Source organism: Chryseobacterium lathyri, from assembly GCF_003290185.1.
Lineage (GTDB): Bacteria > Bacteroidota > Bacteroidia > Flavobacteriales > Weeksellaceae > Chryseobacterium > Chryseobacterium lathyri.
The window spans coordinates 13,007-30,107 of the sequence record NZ_QNFY01000010.1 but is presented as its reverse complement, the minus strand read 5'-3'; the positions used below and the strand labels follow the sequence as shown (position 1 = coordinate 30,107).

Sequence of the window (17,101 nt, the reverse complement as noted above, 5' to 3'; positions counted from 1 at the left end):
CAGAAGGAATATATTTGCATACATTTTGCTATTTAAATTTACAATTATTACAGTTATGAAAAAGTATATTTCACTTATATTTATTTTTGGATTTCTTTTTTTCTTTCAAAGCTGCTCCTCACAGGCTTCATTAGATTCCAAAACAGTTGATGCACTTGTAAGTTCCCAGGAATTTACTTTTCATGCACAAAGAGCAAATCCTATGAATTATGATGTTATCAATGTAATGGGAGCTATCCAAAACGCACCGGCAACAAGAATGCTTCAGCTAGACGGTGGAAACTATACAATAGAGCTTAAAAAAAATACTATGGAAGTAGTTCTTCCCTATTTTGGAAGACAATATAATCCCTCTTACAATACATCTGACAATGGATATCGTTTTACATCCAAGGACTTCACTGTCAATAAGGCTCAGAATAAAAAAGGAAACTGGATCTTAAAGATTAAGCCCAATGATACAAGAAATGTTGATGAGATTATTATAGAAATTTTTAAAAGCGGTAAAGCATTTGTTTCTATGAGAAGTAATGACAGACAGCCTATTACTTATGACGGTTATGTTTCTAAAAATGAGGAAATGCCAAAAGAAAAAGAGAAGCTTTAGTCTTTAGATAGAAATTTTTCAACAAACAGTTTTGCTTCAGTGCTGGGATTAGAAACCATTTCCGAAGCATTTTTTTTGTGCTGTATGTAAGCAGCTTCTACAGAATCGCTCCTTTTCATCATAGCCAGAATATATTCCTGAACCCAATATTCAAAGCGTTTTTCTGCCTGCTGGGTGCGGACTTCGTTAAAACGTGAGGTTTTCTTTTTCAGATCTATGAATTCATCAATTTTGGTGCATATTTCTTCCAAGCCTTCATTGTAAAGGGCAGAACCTAATAATACCGGGATTTTCCAGCCTTTTTCTTTGGGAGGGATAAAATCCAGTGCCCGTTTCAATTCCAGCCTGGTATTTTTGGCTTTCTGAAGGTTTTCCTTTTCTACTTTATTGATAAAGATAAGATCTACCATTTCCATAATACCCCTTTTGATACCCTGAAGTTCATCTCCACCGCCAATAATTTTCAGGAAAAGAAATACATCCGTAATATCAGCTACAAGTACTTCAGACTGCCCTACTCCAACTGTTTCGATCAAAATATAATCATATCCTGCCGCTTCGCAGATCATCATGGTCTCAAAGGTGGTATTCGCAACACCGCCAAGAAATCCGGAACTTGGTGAAGGGCGGATAAAGGCATTTTCTTCTTTTGCCAATTCTTCCATTCTGGTTTTATCTCCCAAAATGCTTCCTTTGTTAATGGAAGAACTGGGATCGATGGCAAGAACAGCAACTTTTTTGCCGTTAGCAATAGCAAGTCTTCCGAAATTTTCAATGAATGTGGACTTTCCTGCACCGGGAACTCCGGTGATTCCTACCCGTATGGAATTTCCTGTGAAAGGCATTATTTTCTTCAGAAGCTCTTCTGCCTGGGTCCTGTGCTCGGCTTTCTTGCTTTCGACTAATGTAATAGCTTTTGCGATCAGGCGTTTATTTCCTGACTGTATTCCTTCCATTAGTTCTTCTGTAGAAAATTTCATTGATTCAAAAATATAAAAATAACCTTCAAACTCCCATACAAACGGGTATTAATTTTATTTCTTCTAAATTAAAACTAGATACTACCTCATCATCTGGAAGGGGAAATTCCTACATTTGTTACGAATCAAAATTCAAGAAACATGAAAAAAATATCCGCTGCTGCATTATTTACCTGCCTATTACTGGCTTCCTGTACACCAAAAGCTTCTACAGCCGGACCTATAGGACCCGCCGTTTCTACTGCAGAACAAATAGCTCAGGGAAAAACAATATTTGAAAATTCCTGTGGCAGATGCCATAAGCTTCCGGATCCTACAGCACACACTTCTGTACAGTGGGTAGGAATTATGAATTCAATGGCTCCGAAAGCGAAACTGAATGACGATCAGCATCAGTGGGTATATGACTATATTGTTTCTGTGAAAAAATAATCACCAAATCAGAATATGGATATGAAAAAAGTAATCTTAAGTATGACCGCAGGTGCTGCGTTTATGGTATCATGCGGACCTAAAAGCGTTGCCGTAACAGGGCCAAAGTACACCGCATCTGAGCAGCTGGTTCAGGGAAAAACTATTTTTGAAAATTCATGCTCCAAATGCCACAAGCTTCCGGATCCTGCTAAGCATGATGACCAAGGATGGATCAAAACATTAAGCAGAATGGCTCCGAAAGCAAAATTAAGCGATGAGCAGCACCAAATGGTATATGATTACCTGATTTCTGTGAATAAGAAGTAGCATTTTAGAGTTGGAGAGTGAAAGAGTTGGAGGGAGATAGGGTTTGAGAGTTGGAGCGTATCAGTGTTTAAGCAATGTTATTCACTATTCACTATTCACTATTCACTATTCACTATTCACTATTCACTATTCACAATAAATAAATTATAATTCTATCCCAAGTCCCGGTTTTCCCGACAGGATAATGTTTCCGTTTTTTACAAAATTTCCGGAGGCATAGTCATTGGAAATAAGATTGGCGCCATCAAGGTCGGCAAAATCAGTAAGGCCCGCCAATACACAGCCAGCAGAGATCCCAACCGTGGATTCCGTCATGCAGCCTATCATTGTTTTATAACCCAGTTCTTTTGCTTTTATAATCATCTCCAATGCCGGAGTGAGTCCACCGCATTTCATCAGTTTGATATTGACACTTTTATAATAAGGCAGGAGCTCTTCCAGGGAATTAAGATCTTGGGAATCTTCATCTGCCATCCAATTGGCAAAACCTTCTTTTTTTAAAACTTTATACTGGTCAACCGGTCTTGGCTGTTCCAAATAGGAAAATTGTAGGACATCTTTATTTTCCTGAAGCCAGATACAGTCCTGATCTGTAAAACTGGCATTGGAATCCAAAGCAATATTGAGGTTTAATCTCAGCAGCTTTTCGATATTGTCTTTATGCAGCCCTTTACATTTTACTTTGAATCTGTTCCAGCTGCTTTTTTCTATTTTCCGGATCTGATTTTCAATATCTGCTACTGAAATGGTAATGGAGCTTTCTGCCAAGTTCCCGGAAGGAATATGATTTAATTCTGTAAAGCTTCTGTTTTCAAGTTTTCCGAAAAGATCCCAATAGGCACAATCTAAGGCGGACATTAAAAACGGATGCAGATCCAGCGTTGAAAGAAAGTGAAAAAAATCTTTGGGATGAACAACAGTCCGCTTTTCAAGTAACGGCTGTATCTCTTTTAATCTGATGATAAAGTTTTTCAGATCAATATGATAATAATCTATGGCAACACATTCACCATATCCTTTACAGTTTAAATAAGATAATTCTATCAGTAATGCTTCTCTTGTGTCATAATTACCATAGGCAATCGAGAAAGTTTCCTTTAGCTGAAGCTTTTTAAGTTCATAATTAAGTTCCATATATTAAAGCTACAAAAAAAGGACCTTAAAAAGATCCTTCTGTAATGAGTGAGACGTCATTTAAGAAAGTAATTACTTTTTTCCTTTCTTTTTAGTTTCTGTCATTTTGCTTTTAATAAATTTCTCCCTGCTTTTCAAAAAATCAATCATAGCCTGGTTATAGCTGTATTTTCTTGCTTCTTTTAAAGGTTCCAATGCTTTTTTATATTCCAACCTGATTTCAAACAACAGCGATTTCTGTATCAATATTCTTGCTTTGTCTATTCCTTTGATTCTTAAAGCATAATGAATCAGTTTTTCTGCTTCATCGAGGTCTTCATTGTCCAAAAGACATTTGATATAATGCTGTGGTGTGTTGAGATTGGCTACATTACACTGCATGGCTTCTTCGAAATACATTTTTGCCCTTTCGTAATCGGTCAGCATTTCGCTGTATATTCTTCCCATCAGGCAGAGGCTGTCCGCGTCTTCAGGATCATAGGACAGGGCATAGTTCAAAGCTTCCAGGCAGTCCGGAAGGCTGTATGGATAATTATCCAGGGCTTCAAAATAATATTTACTTTTAGTTAAGGTCATTTCTGTCGTTTTTTAATTCTCTTTTCAGAATGTTTCTCTGTTTTTTAAATGATTTATCCTGATAGTTCTTTTTAAAGTCCGCTCCGGAAAATGTACGGACCGGATTTCCTCTCTGCACCTGCAGATGATTGTTCCATGTATCCTGCATTCTTTTTTCAAGCTGTTTGATATACAATCCGGTTACTTTTTCTTTCAGCCGCATAATGGCCAGCTTTTTATTCTCCAGCTGTGACCGGGAATCCTGTGTAAATACACTTTCTCCGGTGGGTATATGAACGGCCCGAACAGCGGTGTTGACTTTATTTACATTTTGTCCGCCGCTTCCCTGGCTTCTTGTGGTCTGAAACTGAATATCTTTTTCATTAAAATTGATTTTCTCCAGCCCCTCCAGCTCGAAAACACCGATAAACCAGTTGCTTCTTTTATGGAGTTTCCTGAATGTGCTTTTACCGGTCCAGCATATGCTTCCTAACCATGTTTTTAAAAATGGATCCAGATCTTTTGCTTTTAGAAGAATGGTTACAGATTTTAAAGTCAGGTTTTCATCGCCGTTTTCACGGTGAATGATTTCGTAATCTATTGTATTGTTTTTAATTTCCTCAAGGAAGACCTTCAGAATTTTAGCGGTGACCCACTGGCACTCTAAAGGCCCTCTTCCTGAGGTTATTTGTATAAGCTTTTCCATTTTACTTTACTTTAGGTATTTCACTTAATTTTGGATGACCAATAGGGTCGATCCCTTTTTGCAGTAAATCTTTAGCAGCCATTACAGCCCAGCATTTATCACTGGAATGGATGTTTCTGTAAAACGTCAGTAAAAGTTCAGGTTTAACAACGGTAAAGCCATTGATTTCAATCGTCTCCAAGTCATTCCTTTCGAAGAAATCTATAGTAATTCTATGAGATTTTCCGTTTTCGAGTTCCATTGTCTTTTCATATCTGCGGAAATTCTCTTCGCTCTGTAAATGATCATAGCGGGTCCATACTTTCTGAAAACCTTCCTGCTGAAGAATCATAACTGTTTCTGCTGTGTTTTCTTTCTTTACAAAAACATCAATATCCTTATGGTCATGGGCATGCTTGTATTCCGTATGTCCTGTTTCTGACATGAAATGCCAGGCCCAGCCTCCCGATATGATGACTTTATCTTTTAGTTTATTTAAAATTTCAAGCCCGTGCAGAATTCTAAATTCCGGCCAGACTTCTCCGTATCTTTTTATGTTATGAGGTACTCCCATTTTTTAATTTTAAAATAATTCTTTATTAAACCTTATAGGTTTTTGAAACCTATAAGGTTGTAAAGTTTAAGACTCATTATTTGTCCATTCTCACAATTCTGGGCTGAAATGTTCCAAGGATATCCACCAATTCGCTCTGAGCATTCATCACTTCGTGAATGTCTTTGTAAGCCATTGGCGCCTCTTCTGTATTTCCTCCCATCAAAGTGACTTTCTTCAGCTTAAGCTCTTTTTTGATATCATTCTGAGTAAAAAGGCTTCTGCATTCTCCTCTCGAATGAGCTCTGCCGGCTCCGTGTGACGCTGAATTCAAAGCATCCGGATTTCCTTTTCCACGAACGATAAAGCCTTTTGCCGTCATGGATCCGGGAATCATTCCCAGTTCATTTACGTTAGCCGGAGTTGCGCCTTTTCTGTGGACAATCACTTCTTTTCCATTATAGATTTCTTTCCATGCGAAATTGTGATGGTTCTCGATTTTTGCTCTTACTCTTCCGCCGACAGCTTTTACCAGTCTTCTATGGATGTCATCATGACAGGCAGAGGCATAATCTCCGGCAAGGTTCATTGCGGTCCAGTATTCCAGGCCGAGATGGGTATTCAGATCCAGCCAGGCGAACTGTTGGGCTTCTTTTGGCAACGGACACTGATCTGCAGCAACTCTTGAATAGTATTGTGCAATCTCAGCTCCTAAACCTCTGGAACCGCTATGTGAAAGTATTCCCAGATATTTTCCTTTTGGAAGGCCGATCTGGCCATCTTCTTCCGTAATTTCAACTTCTCCGAATTCCACAAAGTGATTCCCTCCGCCGGAAGAACCCATTTGTTTAATGGCTTTTCCTTTTAATCTCCTTAAAACCGGAATCATATCGAAGGTATCTCTCTCAAAGATTTCATGATCTATATGAGATTTATGGATTTCGTACATCCCGAATTTGGTGTGTTCGGCAAGAGCTTTTTCATATTTATCTCTTGCTCCGTCAAGATATGAAACCGGTATATCCAAAATACTGAGACTCATCCTGCAGCCAATATCCATGCCTACTCCGTAAGGGATCACTGCGTTTTCTACCGCAAGAACACCGCCTATCGGAAGTCCGTAACCGCTGTGTGCATCGGGCATTAAAGCGCCCTGCGTTGAAATCGGCAGTTTTAAAGCTGTGTACAGCTGGTTTTTGGCTTCTTCAGAGATATTGTTTCCAAAGATCTGAAAGGAAGCACGCTGTGTATTGAGCACCCTTTTTTCTGTTTTCCTGGATGAAAGCAGCGATTCTGCAATCTGCCCGAAAGTCAGGTCTTTTTCAAAGTTCTCCGGGTTGAGGAGGATTTCTTTTAAAATAGATTTTACATGGTGAATATTCTTCGTTGCAAAATTTCTTTTCATAACCTCCAAGGCCACATTGACGCTTTGATTGTTCGGATAACCGAGTTTTAATATATCTTTTCCTTTTAGTTTTAAATTTCCCATTGTTTTTTGTTTTAAATAATTGGACTTATAAGTCCTCAAAATAATCTGCAAGCTCTGTTGCAGACATGATATAGGCAGTATATTTTCTGCTTTTGATAAGATCAGTTTCATAATCTGCTTTCCATGGTTTTGGTCTACCATAAATTTTTTTCCGGATAATTCCCGCCACTTTATATTGCCTTAAATAGGATCCCAGTTCATCACATTCTTTTTCCAGTTCAGAATCCAATGGTTTGTAATGGGTGATCATATTGGGTCTTACTCGGAGGATAAATCTCCAGGGTTCAATAAATTCGTAGTAGATATCGTTTCTTTTCCGGAATGGATTGTATTCTTCTTTTTTAAGAAAGTACTGTCTTTCTCTCTGTGTGAATCCTAACTTTGGATCATTCCATCCCAATGAAGAAATCCTTTTGAGTTTCTGTTCTCGTTCCACATATATTCTTCTTCCAGACTTTTTCTTTTTTTTCAGGAATTGTCGGCTTTCAGAATACATGTAGGTGTTGATTTTGTTCAAAATCCCTTCGAAAAAATCTGTATCTTTGGATCTTTTCACATCATCCCGGAGAACAAAGAATCTTACAAATCCTCTCTGATAAGGATTTTCCAGCGGAATCCAGGGAATTTTCCTTCTGATATCCCACAGCTTTTCACTACGATTATATTTTTTTCTTATCTGTTTTTCTACATCTTTTCTACCTGCTCTTTTTCTGCTTCTTGCACTTCTCAGCCGAGGAAACAGAAGATTATAATTTTCCATAAATTATAAGAAACAAGATGCCGTTACAATATCCAGATTTTGGATTTGTGCACATCTTTTCTTACTCAACTAAAATATAAGTTGATTGATTTTACGATAATAAACAGCATAAAATAGATCATAAAGATCTTTTCACCTTGTTCTTAATGACACTAAAAAATTTCGGGGAAACTGGAGTTTAAATACTGCGCAATAAAAAACCCGAAATCTTTACGACTTCGGGTTTTGATATTTCGTTGTACTATTATTCTAAGAGTATACCAAACCACGAAGCCTTACCACCATAAGCGGTACTCCAGCTGAAGAATTTTGATTCGTTTTGAACATTGCTTCGTTGTTTTTTAATGGGTTAAACTTGATTTTCAGGTGCAAATATATTAATTTTTCTGAATATTCAAATTTTTTAAATAAAAAAGCCTGAATAATTTTATATCCAGGCTTTGCTTTATTGGGATGATTAATCTTTTGATCCTAAGCTATCCATCTCGTCGTCCATCCCTTTAGTTTCATTGGAATGGTAAACTCTTTCTGATCCCAGAAAATAGATATTATGCCTTGCTTTGGCAATGATTCCGTTGTATTCCTGCTCCGACATACCTTCAGGAATGCTGTCCCGTGCTTCTGACGGTTTACGGTAAACTTCAAGTGCACCGTTTTCATTTAAAACAGTCTTGGCGACCTTAGCCTGCTGCAAGTCATCCGCATACACAATAACATTGCTTCTGCCAATACTGTGCTTGTGGTAAGCCTCCAGCATTTCTGCATCGTGAGCAAAAACGTATTCAAAAAATTCTTTTGTTTGTTCATCCTCCTGATAATGATCAGCTGACAATCCGCTTTCTACCTTAGATTTTGAAACAATAATATTTGCTTCATCAAAACCTTTTTCTTTTAAATTCTTTTTAATTTCCTCTGTATCTACAGTCACCGGAAATACTGAAACTACTGTATAGGCCATAATGAAATTTTTCACTTAAACTATACAAAAGCTGTGCAGTTATTCTATAAAAAATGTTAATTTAAAAATCTTTCTAAGATTTCCACCGCACATTTAGGAAGATTGGTTCCCGGACCGAAAATAAAATCGGCACCGTTGGCATACAGAAATTCGTAGTCCTGCTGTGGAATAACGCCTCCTACCACAATGGTCACATCATCAGCTCCCAGTTTTTTGAGTTCTTCGACCACCTGAGGGACAAGGGTTTTGTGCCCAGCTGCCAGTGAGGAAACTCCAAGAATGTGGATATCATTTTCTACGGCCTGTTTGGCTACTTCTTCAGGAGTCTGAAACAATGGTGCCACATCGACATCAAATCCCATATCTGCGAATGCAGTAGCTACTACTTTGGCACCTCTGTCATGTCCGTCCTGCCCCATTTTCGCAACCATCAATCTTGGTCGACGGCCTTCTTCTTCTTCGAATTTCTGAGTCAGATGAAGGGCTTTTTCAAAATATTCGTTTTTTCCGGCATTCATAGCGTATACTCCAGAGATTGTTCTAATATTGGCTTTATATCTACCGAAGGTTTCTTCCATGGCATCGCTCATTTCACCAAGAGTCACTCTTCTTCTTGCTGCTTCTATACATAATGCCAGAAGATTTCCTTTCCCTGTCTTTGCACTTTCACGGATCTCGTTCAGGATTTCTGTAACGGCTTGAGGATTTCTTTCTGCTTTTATTTTTTCAAGTCTTTCGATCTGTTTTCTGCGGACTTCTGTATTATCGATATCCAGGATCTCTATTCCGTCCTGTTTTAAGACTGTTCTGAATGAATTTACGCCAATAATAAATTCTTCACCACTGTCGATTTTAGCCTGCTTTTTAGCGGCTGCTTCTTCAATCCTCATTTTTGGAATTCCGGCTTCAATGGCTTTTGTCATTCCTCCTTCCTGCTCTACCTCATCGATGTATTTCATCGCTTCCTCGATCATTTGCTGGGTAAGGCTTTCCACAAGGTTACTTCCACCCATAGGGTCTACAACGTCGCAGATCCCGCTTTCCTGCTGGAGGATAATCTGGGTATTTCTTGCAATTTTTGCTGAATAATCTGTTGGAAGTGCGATGGCTTCATCCAGAGCGTTGGTATGCAGCGACTGGGTTCCTCCTAAGGCTGAAGAAAGAGCCTCAATAGCTGTTCTTGTAATATTGTTAAAGGGTTCCTGTTCTGTAAGAGACCAACCAGAGGTCTGTGAGTGGGTTCTTAATGCTAAAGATTTTGCATTCTGCGGGTTGAACTGCTTTAAAAGAGTTGCCCAGATGTATCTTGCAGCACGCATTTTTGCAATTTCCATGAAATGATTCATCCCGATTGCCCAGAAAAATGAAAGCCTTGGGGCAAAATCATCAACGTTCATTCCGGCTTTAATTCCTGTTCTTACATATTCAAGACCGTCTGCCAAGGTATAGGCCATTTCCAGTACCGGAGTGGCGCCTGCTTCCTGCATATGGTATCCTGAAATGGAAATAGAATTGAATTTGGGAATATTTTGAGCAGTATATTCAAAAATATCTGCAATAATTTTCATGGAAGGCGCCGGCGGATAAATATAGGTATTCCTCACCATGAACTCTTTCAAAATGTCGTTCTGAATGGTTCCCGAAAGCAATTCCTGCTTTACACCCTGCTCTTCAGCAGCCACAATATAGAAGGACAAAATTGGAAGTACAGCACCGTTCATGGTCATGGATACAGAAATCTGATCTAATGGAATTTCATTGAAAAGGATCTTCATATCTTCCACAGAATCGATGGCGACACCTGCTTTACCTACATCTCCTACTACTCTTGAGTGATCGGAATCATATCCTCTGTGTGTTGCGAGATCAAAAGCAACTGATAATCCTTTCTGTCCTGCTGCCAGATTTCTTCTGTAAAATGCGTTTGATTCTTCTGCAGTAGAGAAACCTGCATACTGCCTTACCGTCCATGGTTTCTGTACGTACATGGTAGAATATGGGCCTCTGAGATAGGGTGCAATTCCTGGAGAAGTCTGTGTTAAAGATTTATTTTTAACATCTTCTGAGGTGTAAGATGATTTTAATTCTAACCCGTCTTTTTCAAAGTTATAGATCTCTCTTTGCTGAGGCTCTATGCTAAAATCCGGAGTTTTCACAGAAATTGTCTTTCGCATTCCAATAATTTTTGTCTCCGTAAAGTTAATTTTTTTGAGCGAAACATGAAACTTATGTTAACGTACAGTTTTCCTTACCTTTAAGCATAAAAAAGACAGGACAAATGCCCGGTCTCTGTTATTGAAATACTTACTTATTATTATATTATTTCAATTTCTTTATTCCCATTTCATATAAAGCAAATGCTATAAGATCCGTATTTTACCTGATCAGTTGCTCTTCCGGCACATTGAAACATATGCATAAATTACAGTTTGGAATTCGAGATGCTTAGTATTTGATTATTTACAAGCTTATTTTTTTAATACTTTTGTAAGAAAGCAGGTATTTAATGAAAAATTTTTTATTTTTTCCCTTTCTATTCTTTTCTACATTAATTTTCTCACAAAATTCCGTTGACGATTCAAAAAAAATATCACAAACGGAACTCGTAAAGGCTATGAGGAGAATTCAGCAGGCGCAAGATAAAAACCCAGACTCTGCTTTGGCAATCGCTAATTCTTATCTGCCCACATTTAAAGATCATAATTCTTTGGCAGAACTTTACCTGGAAATAAGCACCTGTTATTATTTTTTAGGAAAAAACAATGAAGCACTCTCATTTGCCCAAAAAGCTAAAGACGTTTCATATCTTGGCGAAAATTATAATCAAAGAGTACGAATTTGCGGGCTTTTAGCGAACAGATACAGAGATATCGGGCTTATTCCGAAAGCAAAATCTTCCTTGAAAGAAGGGTTGAACGATGCTGAAAAAATTCATGATCCACAGGAAAGCAACTGGGTGAAATCCCTTCTTCTCACAGAATATTCAAAAGCCCTTACTGAAGAAAAAAAATACGATTCCGCAAGTATTTACATCACAAAATCTTTAGATGCACTTTCCCATATGAAAACATCCGATAAGGTAAAATTTCAGTATACGGTTACGTATTTGGGAGCTGGAGTGAATTATGTTTTTGCCAAACAATGGGAGAAAGCAGAAGCTATGCTGGAAAAAGCAATTATTTCTGCGAAAGGTACAGAGTGGGAGCAATATCATATTTCTTCTGCCCAAATATACCTTTCTGTTATTTATACCAACCGGAAAGAGTATCAGAAAGCTATTGATACATTGATAAGTGCCGAAAAACTTACTGAGCCTAAGGATCCTAAAAGAGTAGAATTATATCATTATTTAGCCCAAAACTATCTGGCTGAAAATAATTTGAAGGAGTATAAAAAGTATAATGAACTATACCAAACCGCGAGAAGCAGTCTTTCCGCAGAAAACCAAAAAGCGGTCAACAAATCTGTACAGATTTTGGATAGTATTATAAAAGAAGAGGCCGACAAAAGAAAACGTACGTATAATTTTTTGATGGCACTTGGCATTTTTACGGTTCTGAGTCTGGCGGGAATTATTTTTTATTATCAGCGTAAGAAAGCAAAACAAAAGCAACTCTTCCAAAACATAATTTCCAAGCTTGAACAAAAGTTAAAAGAAAACAATAGCAGTACTTTTATTCCTAAGGAAAATCCTCTGGAATTGGTGATAGATACTACAGAATCGCAAAAAGACCGTACTATTCCGGAAGCTGTTGAAAAAAAAATATTGCAGAAATTGAAAAAATTTGAGCAGTCCGAAAAATTTATTAATCCCAATCTCAGTTTATCTTCCCTGGCATCTGACCTTAAGACCAATCCACGCTATCTTTCAGAAATCATCAGCCAACATTATGGCAAAAACTTCAATACTTACATCAATGAACTTCGTATAGAATATATATGCAGAAATATACTGGAAGATTCTAAGTATAGAAAATATAAGGTAGGTGCCCTTGCTGAAATCTCCGGTTTCTCTTCCGCAGAAAATTTCTCAAAAATTTTTAAAAAAATCACGGGAATTTCGCCTTCTGTTTTTATTGAAAATGCGACTAATGAAAATAAAATACAAACAAAAGATCAAGATCAAACAAATACCTGATAATAAACCAGTTAACTAGATTTTTCATGCTGTAAGATTCCGAAATTGACAGGTATATAAATAGGGTTTCATAAATAGTCGGGATAGTTTTGTTCCAATAAAATTATTCTAACAGAAAAAACATATTTATGAAAAAAGCATTATTTACTGTCGCTATTTTGGCTTCGGCAGTTTATTTTGCTCAGGTAGGGATAAATATATCCACTTCCAAAGCAACCTTAGATGTTGTAGCAACTCCTTCTGATATTACTAAGACTGATGGACTGATTGCTCCAAGGATAACAGGTAATGAGCTCAAAGCAAAAGATGCATTGTACACTCCCAATCAGTATACAAAGCCTGAAAAAATCTTGTCATCATTCTAAAATAAAGATCAGCAAAAATGAATTTTAAAGATATCCATATTGGAAATTTAATCCGCCAGCATATAGCGAAATGCAACATAGAAATATCCCGATCGTGTGATTTTTTCAAATGTTCTGAAAGAGAAATAGAAGCCATGTATAAATCCAAAACCCTTGATACGGATATTCTTCTGAAATGGAGCAAATTACTGAAATATGATTTTTTCAGGATATATTCCCAACATCTGGTTCTTTATTCCCCACCCAAAAGTCAAAACTTCAATCAAAGAAGAAATTCAGACAGTCTCAAACCTGCAGAATTCCGGAAGAGCGTCTACACAAAAGAGATTATAGATTTTATCCTCCACCTTGTTGCTTCCGGAGAAAAAAGTAAAACACAGATCATTGAAGAATATAAAATACCAAAAACCACCTTATACAAATGGATAAAAAAACATCAGAGATAGATACAGATTTTCCCGATTATATTAAAATATATTCTGACCTCATCATCATGAAGCATCCTGACAAAATAGAGGAATGCCACTATTATCTTTCCAAAAAAAAGCTATCTACCCTGGAGGTCATCAAACTGAATGAGATTATTTTCGGAAAGGTATATACTAATCAAAAATACCGTTCCTACGATCATTCAACAATAATAGCCATACTGGATTACCAAAAAACGAACAGGATGAATGATTCTGAGTTAGCCAATCATTATAGCCTCAGCAGAAACACGGTAAAAAAATGGAAAGAAAAATTCAGCAAAAAATAATTTATTTATAAAATTCAACTCTTTATACCTATTCCAGTGCTTACAAAATGTATCAAAAAGAGCTTACTATACAGGAACAAGAAAGAGCAATCAAATAATTAATTATCAAACAGTTATAATGAAGTATTTATCTGTAAAATTCAGAATTTTACAGATAAAAAGCTTTCTTTCTGTTTAAGAGACTACTACTTTTGCTTCCAAAATCAGAAACAGATGAAAAGAATTTTTTTACCCTGCCTTGTTTTATGCATGGCGAGCGTATCGGCTCAAGTAGGAACCGGGAATGTAGGAATCAATACCTCAACTCCTGAAAAAACGCTGGATGTAAACGGTGATTTCAGATCTTCCAAAACAGATACATCCACTAATACCCAATATTTACTGGAAACCAACACCACCTTGGCCCCAGAATATAATATAGCCGGAGTTATCAATCCTTCAGATGGAACAGGGAGCATATTTGCACAGACTAAAAACATTTCCTCTTTTAATACAGGTACCTCCGACGGTGGAGCAGCATTAGACTTGATTAATATGCCGGGGTATAGCGTAGCGATGCTTACAAATTCAAATGGAAGTCTAAATTCAAATATGACAGCAAGTCAGGGTGGCTTTTCTATGAGTTCACAGGATACCTCTACAGGAGTATATACCTCTTTTACTGTTCCCAATAGCATATATCTAGGTCCTTATTTTATGTACAAGGACAATACAGGAACTACTACTGGTGAATATTACCTTCCCAGAAATTACGGACTAAGGGGGCAAGTCCTTGTAACCCATGGTAAATCAACTGCTCCTGGAAATGTTGCGGGAACGCCAAATGATCTGGTGTGGAGGGATGTAGCTGATCTTATTGTTTTAAAATCTCCCGGAGGCAATTGCTATAAAATTACCGTAACCGATGCCGGAGTTCTGGGAACAACCCCTGATGCTGACTGTATGGTAGATCCGTATAATCCCGCCACTTATTCCAATACTTCAAGAATGGCCAGCGGAAACAACACGCGTACTACAACCAGTCCGGAAAAAATAATGGAAGAGCAGAAAAAGCAGATTGAAGAAATACAAAAGCAAATGAATGAGATCAGAAATCAGCTGATACAAAAGAATAAAACTAAAAGCACAAAGTAAAATATACAATAGTTTCGGCCGCTCTCTGAGCGGCCGAAACTTATTATTTACATTCTATTATTTCAATTTTGTTATTCCCATTTCGTACAGGGCAAAAGAAATAAGATCTGCATTTTCACTGATCACCTGGTCGGTTGCTCTTCCGGCTCCGTGACCTGCATTTTTCTCAATTCTTAATAAAATTGGATTTTTACAGCCCTGCTTATCCTGAAGCTCTGCTCCGAATTTAAAAGAGTGTGCCGGAACCACCCTGTCATCATGATCACTTGTAATGATCATTGTGGAAGGATAGCATGTTCCTTTTTTCACATTGTGCACCGGAGAGTATGATTTAAGATATTCAAACATTTCTTTGCTGTCTTCCGCAGTCCCATAATCATAAGACCAGCCTGCTCCTGCTGTGAACTTATTGTACCTCAGCATATCCAGAACGCCTACACCCGGGAACGCTACTCTTGCAAGATCAGGACGCATGGTCATTGTTGCTCCTACAAGCAGCCCGCCGTTCGATCTTCCGGATAATGCCATATATTCTTTTGAAGTATAACCTTTGCTTTGCAGATATTCTCCTGCTGCAATGAAGTCTTCAAAAACGTTTTTCTTTTGTGTTTTTGTTCCTGCATCGTGCCATTTTTTACCATATTCACCACCTCCGCGGATATTTGGCACTGCGTAGATTCCTCCGTTTTCCATCCAGATCGCATTCACTACAGAGAATGAAGGCTGAAGGCTGATATTGAAACCTCCGTAAGAATACAGGATCGTAGGGTTTTTACCGTCTAGCTTTGTTCCTTTTTTATAGTTGATCATCATTGGAATCTTGGTTCCGTCTTTTGAAGTGTAGAACACTTGCTCTGAAATATAATCTTCCGGATTGAATTTTACTTTAGGCTTCTGATAAACTTCTGATTTCCCTGAATCTGCATTGAATTTGTAGGTCGTTCCCGGTGTAATATAGTTGCTAAAAGAGAAATAAAGTTCTTTTTCCTCTTCTTTTCCTCCGAAACCTCCTACGTTTCCTTTTCCTGGAAGAGCAATTTCCCTGATCAGTTTTCCTGTTTTGTCAAACTGCTTTACCTGATCAATAGCATCAACCATATAAGTAGCAAAGAAATATCCGCCTCCTGTAGATATTCCCAATACATTTTCTGTTTGCGGGATAACATCTTTCCAGGTTTCCGGTGAAGGATTGGTAATGCTGGTTTTTACAAGACGCATGTTCGGGGCATCTTTATCTGTAAAGATGAAAAGATCATCCCCCTGAGTGTCTACAATACTGGCATTAATATCAAAACCTTTATTAATCTGTACAAAGTCACCGCCTTTTTTTAAGTCTTTGATATACAATTCGTTCCCATTGGTTGCATTGGCTGCAGAAATAATCAGGTACCTTTGGTCTTCAGAAACCCCTGCTCCAAGATATCTTCTGGGTGTTTTATCTCCTCCGAAGATCAATTTGTCTTCAGATTGCTTTGTTCCTAATTTATGGAAATACACTTTGTGCTTATCTGTCATTCCCGAAAGGACCGTTCCTTCTTTCGGTTTATCATAGCTCGAATAGTAGAATCCTTCATCACCCTGCCAGGAAATTCCGCTGAATTTTACATCTACCAATGTTTCATCAATCTGTTTTTTGGTAATGGCGTCTATGATAATGATCTTATTCCAGTCGCTCCCGCCTTCAGAAATGGAGTATGCTGCCAGGTTTCCTTTTTTATTGAATGACAGATTGGAAAGAGAAGTAGTTCCTTTTTCTGAAAATTTATTAGGATCTAAAAATATCTCCGTTGCTTTAGTCTTATTATCTGTTCTGTATAAGATAGACTGCGCCTGAAGGCCATTATTTTTATAATAGTACGTATAATCTCCTTCTTTGAAAGGTGCTGAAATTTTCTCATAATTCCAGATCTCGGTTAACTGATCCTTGATTGTATTTCTGAACGGGATCTTTGAAAGATAATTCTGGCTGTAAGCTACTTCATCATCTACCCATTTCTTTGTAGCGTCAGAATCATTTTCAAGATCTCTGAAAGGGTCTGCAACCGCATTACCAAAATAAGTATCTGTCTGACTTCCTTTTTCTGCTTTAGGATAATTCATTTTTTGAGAATAAATAGTTGCTGAAAACAAAACTCCAGCAGTTAATAACATAGGCTTAAAATTCATAATCAAGGGTTTTCTCAAAAATACGTAAAGTATACGAAATAAAAAAAGCCCTGAAACCAGAGCTTTATTACTATTTTTC

Annotated in this window: 18 protein-coding genes; 8 read left to right on the top strand and 10 right to left on the bottom strand. The window is 37.6% G+C overall.

What is annotated here, in order from left to right; all coding sequences use genetic code 11:
• Positions 1-55 precede the first annotated feature (55 nt).
• Entirely contained in the window at positions 56-607 is a 552-nt protein-coding gene (locus DRF61_RS15005) for a DUF4251 domain-containing protein (protein WP_111958461.1), read from the top strand.
• Here DRF61_RS15005 and meaB read toward each other — a convergent pair.
• Entirely contained in the window at positions 604-1,587 is a 984-nt protein-coding gene (gene meaB, locus DRF61_RS15000; protein ID WP_111958459.1) for a methylmalonyl Co-A mutase-associated GTPase MeaB, read from the bottom strand. The genes DRF61_RS15005 and meaB overlap by 4 nt on opposite strands.
• A 141-nt stretch (positions 1,588-1,728) precedes the next feature.
• Between meaB and DRF61_RS14995 the strand changes: the two genes are divergently transcribed.
• Positions 1,729-2,019 (top strand): c-type cytochrome, encoded by a 291-nt coding sequence (locus DRF61_RS14995; protein WP_111958457.1) that lies wholly within the window; start codon positions 1,729-1,731, stop codon positions 2,017-2,019.
• A 21-nt stretch (positions 2,020-2,040) separates the two neighbouring features.
• The gene (locus DRF61_RS14990) at positions 2,041-2,328 is read left to right on the top strand and encodes a cytochrome C (protein WP_111958717.1); all 288 of its coding nucleotides are present in this window, start codon (positions 2,041-2,043) and stop codon (positions 2,326-2,328) included.
• A 144-nt stretch (positions 2,329-2,472) separates the two neighbouring features.
• On the opposite strand, the gene DRF61_RS14985 is transcribed toward DRF61_RS14990, so the two are convergent.
• The 8 genes from DRF61_RS14985 to scpA all read right to left on the bottom strand — a co-directional run bounded on the left by DRF61_RS14985 (position 2,473) and on the right by scpA (position 10,636).
• Positions 2,473-3,462 (bottom strand): enolase C-terminal domain-like protein, encoded by a 990-nt coding sequence (locus DRF61_RS14985; protein ID WP_111958455.1) that lies wholly within the window; start codon positions 3,460-3,462, stop codon positions 2,473-2,475.
• A gap of 72 nt (positions 3,463-3,534) precedes the next feature.
• On the bottom strand, positions 3,535-4,038 hold the full coding sequence (locus DRF61_RS14980; protein ID WP_111958453.1) for a hypothetical protein: 504 nt from the start codon (positions 4,036-4,038) through the stop codon (positions 3,535-3,537).
• Positions 4,025-4,723 (bottom strand): peptide chain release factor H, encoded by a 699-nt coding sequence (prfH, locus tag DRF61_RS14975; protein WP_111958451.1) that lies wholly within the window; start codon positions 4,721-4,723, stop codon positions 4,025-4,027. The genes DRF61_RS14980 and prfH overlap by 14 nt, the downstream gene beginning before the upstream one ends.
• A gap of 1 nt (position 4,724) precedes the next feature.
• A complete protein-coding gene (locus DRF61_RS14970; protein ID WP_111958449.1) occupies positions 4,725-5,276 on the bottom strand; it encodes a hypothetical protein in 552 nt (183 codons plus the stop codon).
• 76 nt (positions 5,277-5,352) lie between these two features.
• The gene (locus tag DRF61_RS14965; protein WP_111958447.1) at positions 5,353-6,744 is read right to left on the bottom strand and encodes an RtcB family protein; all 1,392 of its coding nucleotides are present in this window, start codon (positions 6,742-6,744) and stop codon (positions 5,353-5,355) included.
• A 25-nt stretch (positions 6,745-6,769) separates the two neighbouring features.
• Positions 6,770-7,504: a hypothetical protein gene (locus tag DRF61_RS14960; protein ID WP_111958445.1), complete on the bottom strand. Its 735-nt coding sequence runs from the start codon at positions 7,502-7,504 to the stop codon at positions 6,770-6,772.
• A 457-nt stretch (positions 7,505-7,961) separates the two neighbouring features.
• Positions 7,962-8,462 (bottom strand): hypothetical protein, encoded by a 501-nt coding sequence (locus DRF61_RS14955; protein ID WP_111958443.1) that lies wholly within the window; start codon positions 8,460-8,462, stop codon positions 7,962-7,964.
• Between the two features lie 56 nt (positions 8,463-8,518).
• Positions 8,519-10,636: a methylmalonyl-CoA mutase gene (scpA, locus tag DRF61_RS14950; RefSeq protein WP_111958441.1), complete on the bottom strand. Its 2,118-nt coding sequence runs from the start codon at positions 10,634-10,636 to the stop codon at positions 8,519-8,521.
• A 440-nt stretch (positions 10,637-11,076) separates the two neighbouring features.
• Here scpA and DRF61_RS14945 point away from each other — a divergent pair, with 440 nt between their 5' ends.
• From DRF61_RS14945 to DRF61_RS14925, 5 genes are all read left to right on the top strand, one after another.
• Complete coding sequence (locus tag DRF61_RS14945; RefSeq protein ID WP_167409435.1) at positions 11,077-12,600, top strand: helix-turn-helix domain-containing protein; 1,524 nt, start codon at positions 11,077-11,079, stop codon at positions 12,598-12,600.
• Positions 12,601-12,728: 128 nt separating this feature from the next.
• Complete coding sequence (locus tag DRF61_RS14940) at positions 12,729-12,965, top strand: hypothetical protein (protein ID WP_111958437.1); 237 nt, start codon at positions 12,729-12,731, stop codon at positions 12,963-12,965.
• 17 nt (positions 12,966-12,982) lie between these two features.
• Positions 12,983-13,411 carry a helix-turn-helix domain-containing protein gene (locus tag DRF61_RS14935; protein WP_111958435.1) on the top strand — a complete coding sequence of 143 codons (429 nt, stop codon included), beginning with the start codon at positions 12,983-12,985 and terminating at the stop codon, positions 13,409-13,411.
• The gene (locus tag DRF61_RS14930) at positions 13,387-13,722 is read left to right on the top strand and encodes a helix-turn-helix domain-containing protein (RefSeq protein WP_111958433.1); all 336 of its coding nucleotides are present in this window, start codon (positions 13,387-13,389) and stop codon (positions 13,720-13,722) included. Before DRF61_RS14935 ends, DRF61_RS14930 begins: the two co-directional genes overlap by 25 nt.
• Before the next feature lie 213 nt (positions 13,723-13,935).
• Positions 13,936-14,856, top strand: coding sequence for a hypothetical protein (locus DRF61_RS14925; RefSeq protein ID WP_111958431.1), 921 nt, complete (start codon positions 13,936-13,938; stop codon positions 14,854-14,856).
• Between the two features lie 57 nt (positions 14,857-14,913).
• Here DRF61_RS14925 and DRF61_RS14920 read toward each other — a convergent pair whose 3' ends face one another.
• A complete protein-coding gene (locus DRF61_RS14920) occupies positions 14,914-17,022 on the bottom strand; it encodes a prolyl oligopeptidase family serine peptidase (protein WP_111958429.1) in 2,109 nt (702 codons plus the stop codon).
• Positions 17,023-17,101 lie beyond the last annotated feature (79 nt).

Excerpts from the sequence above, each read along its gene's own strand:
- DRF61_RS14965 (WP_111958447.1), bottom strand. The coding sequence starts at position 6,744 with ATGGGAAATTTAAAACTAAAAGGAAAAGATATATTAAAACTCGGTTAT.
- DRF61_RS14985 (WP_111958455.1), bottom strand. The coding sequence starts at position 3,462 with ATGGAACTTAATTATGAACTTAAAAAGCTTCAGCTAAAGGAAACTTTC.
- DRF61_RS14995 (WP_111958457.1), top strand. The coding sequence starts at position 1,729 with ATGAAAAAAATATCCGCTGCTGCATTATTTACCTGCCTATTACTGGCT.
- DRF61_RS14935 (WP_111958435.1), top strand. The coding sequence starts at position 12,983 with ATGAATTTTAAAGATATCCATATTGGAAATTTAATCCGCCAGCATATA.
- DRF61_RS14970 (WP_111958449.1), bottom strand. The coding sequence starts at position 5,276 with ATGGGAGTACCTCATAACATAAAAAGATACGGAGAAGTCTGGCCGGAA.
- meaB (WP_111958459.1), bottom strand. The coding sequence starts at position 1,587 with ATGAAATTTTCTACAGAAGAACTAATGGAAGGAATACAGTCAGGAAAT.
- DRF61_RS14925 (WP_111958431.1), top strand. The coding sequence starts at position 13,936 with ATGAAAAGAATTTTTTTACCCTGCCTTGTTTTATGCATGGCGAGCGTA.
- DRF61_RS14930 (WP_111958433.1), top strand. The coding sequence starts at position 13,387 with ATGGATAAAAAAACATCAGAGATAGATACAGATTTTCCCGATTATATT.
- DRF61_RS14955 (WP_111958443.1), bottom strand. The coding sequence starts at position 8,462 with ATGGCCTATACAGTAGTTTCAGTATTTCCGGTGACTGTAGATACAGAG.
- DRF61_RS14945 (WP_167409435.1), top strand. The coding sequence starts at position 11,077 with ATGAGGAGAATTCAGCAGGCGCAAGATAAAAACCCAGACTCTGCTTTG.
- DRF61_RS14960 (WP_111958445.1), bottom strand. The coding sequence starts at position 7,504 with ATGGAAAATTATAATCTTCTGTTTCCTCGGCTGAGAAGTGCAAGAAGC.
- prfH (WP_111958451.1), bottom strand. The coding sequence starts at position 4,723 with ATGGAAAAGCTTATACAAATAACCTCAGGAAGAGGGCCTTTAGAGTGC.
- DRF61_RS14940 (WP_111958437.1), top strand. The coding sequence starts at position 12,729 with ATGAAAAAAGCATTATTTACTGTCGCTATTTTGGCTTCGGCAGTTTAT.
- DRF61_RS15005 (WP_111958461.1), top strand. The coding sequence starts at position 56 with ATGAAAAAGTATATTTCACTTATATTTATTTTTGGATTTCTTTTTTTC.
- DRF61_RS14920 (WP_111958429.1), bottom strand. The coding sequence starts at position 17,022 with ATGAATTTTAAGCCTATGTTATTAACTGCTGGAGTTTTGTTTTCAGCA.
- DRF61_RS14980 (WP_111958453.1), bottom strand. The coding sequence starts at position 4,038 with ATGACCTTAACTAAAAGTAAATATTATTTTGAAGCCCTGGATAATTAT.
- scpA (WP_111958441.1), bottom strand. The coding sequence starts at position 10,636 with ATGCGAAAGACAATTTCTGTGAAAACTCCGGATTTTAGCATAGAGCCT.
- DRF61_RS14990 (WP_111958717.1), top strand. The coding sequence starts at position 2,041 with ATGAAAAAAGTAATCTTAAGTATGACCGCAGGTGCTGCGTTTATGGTA.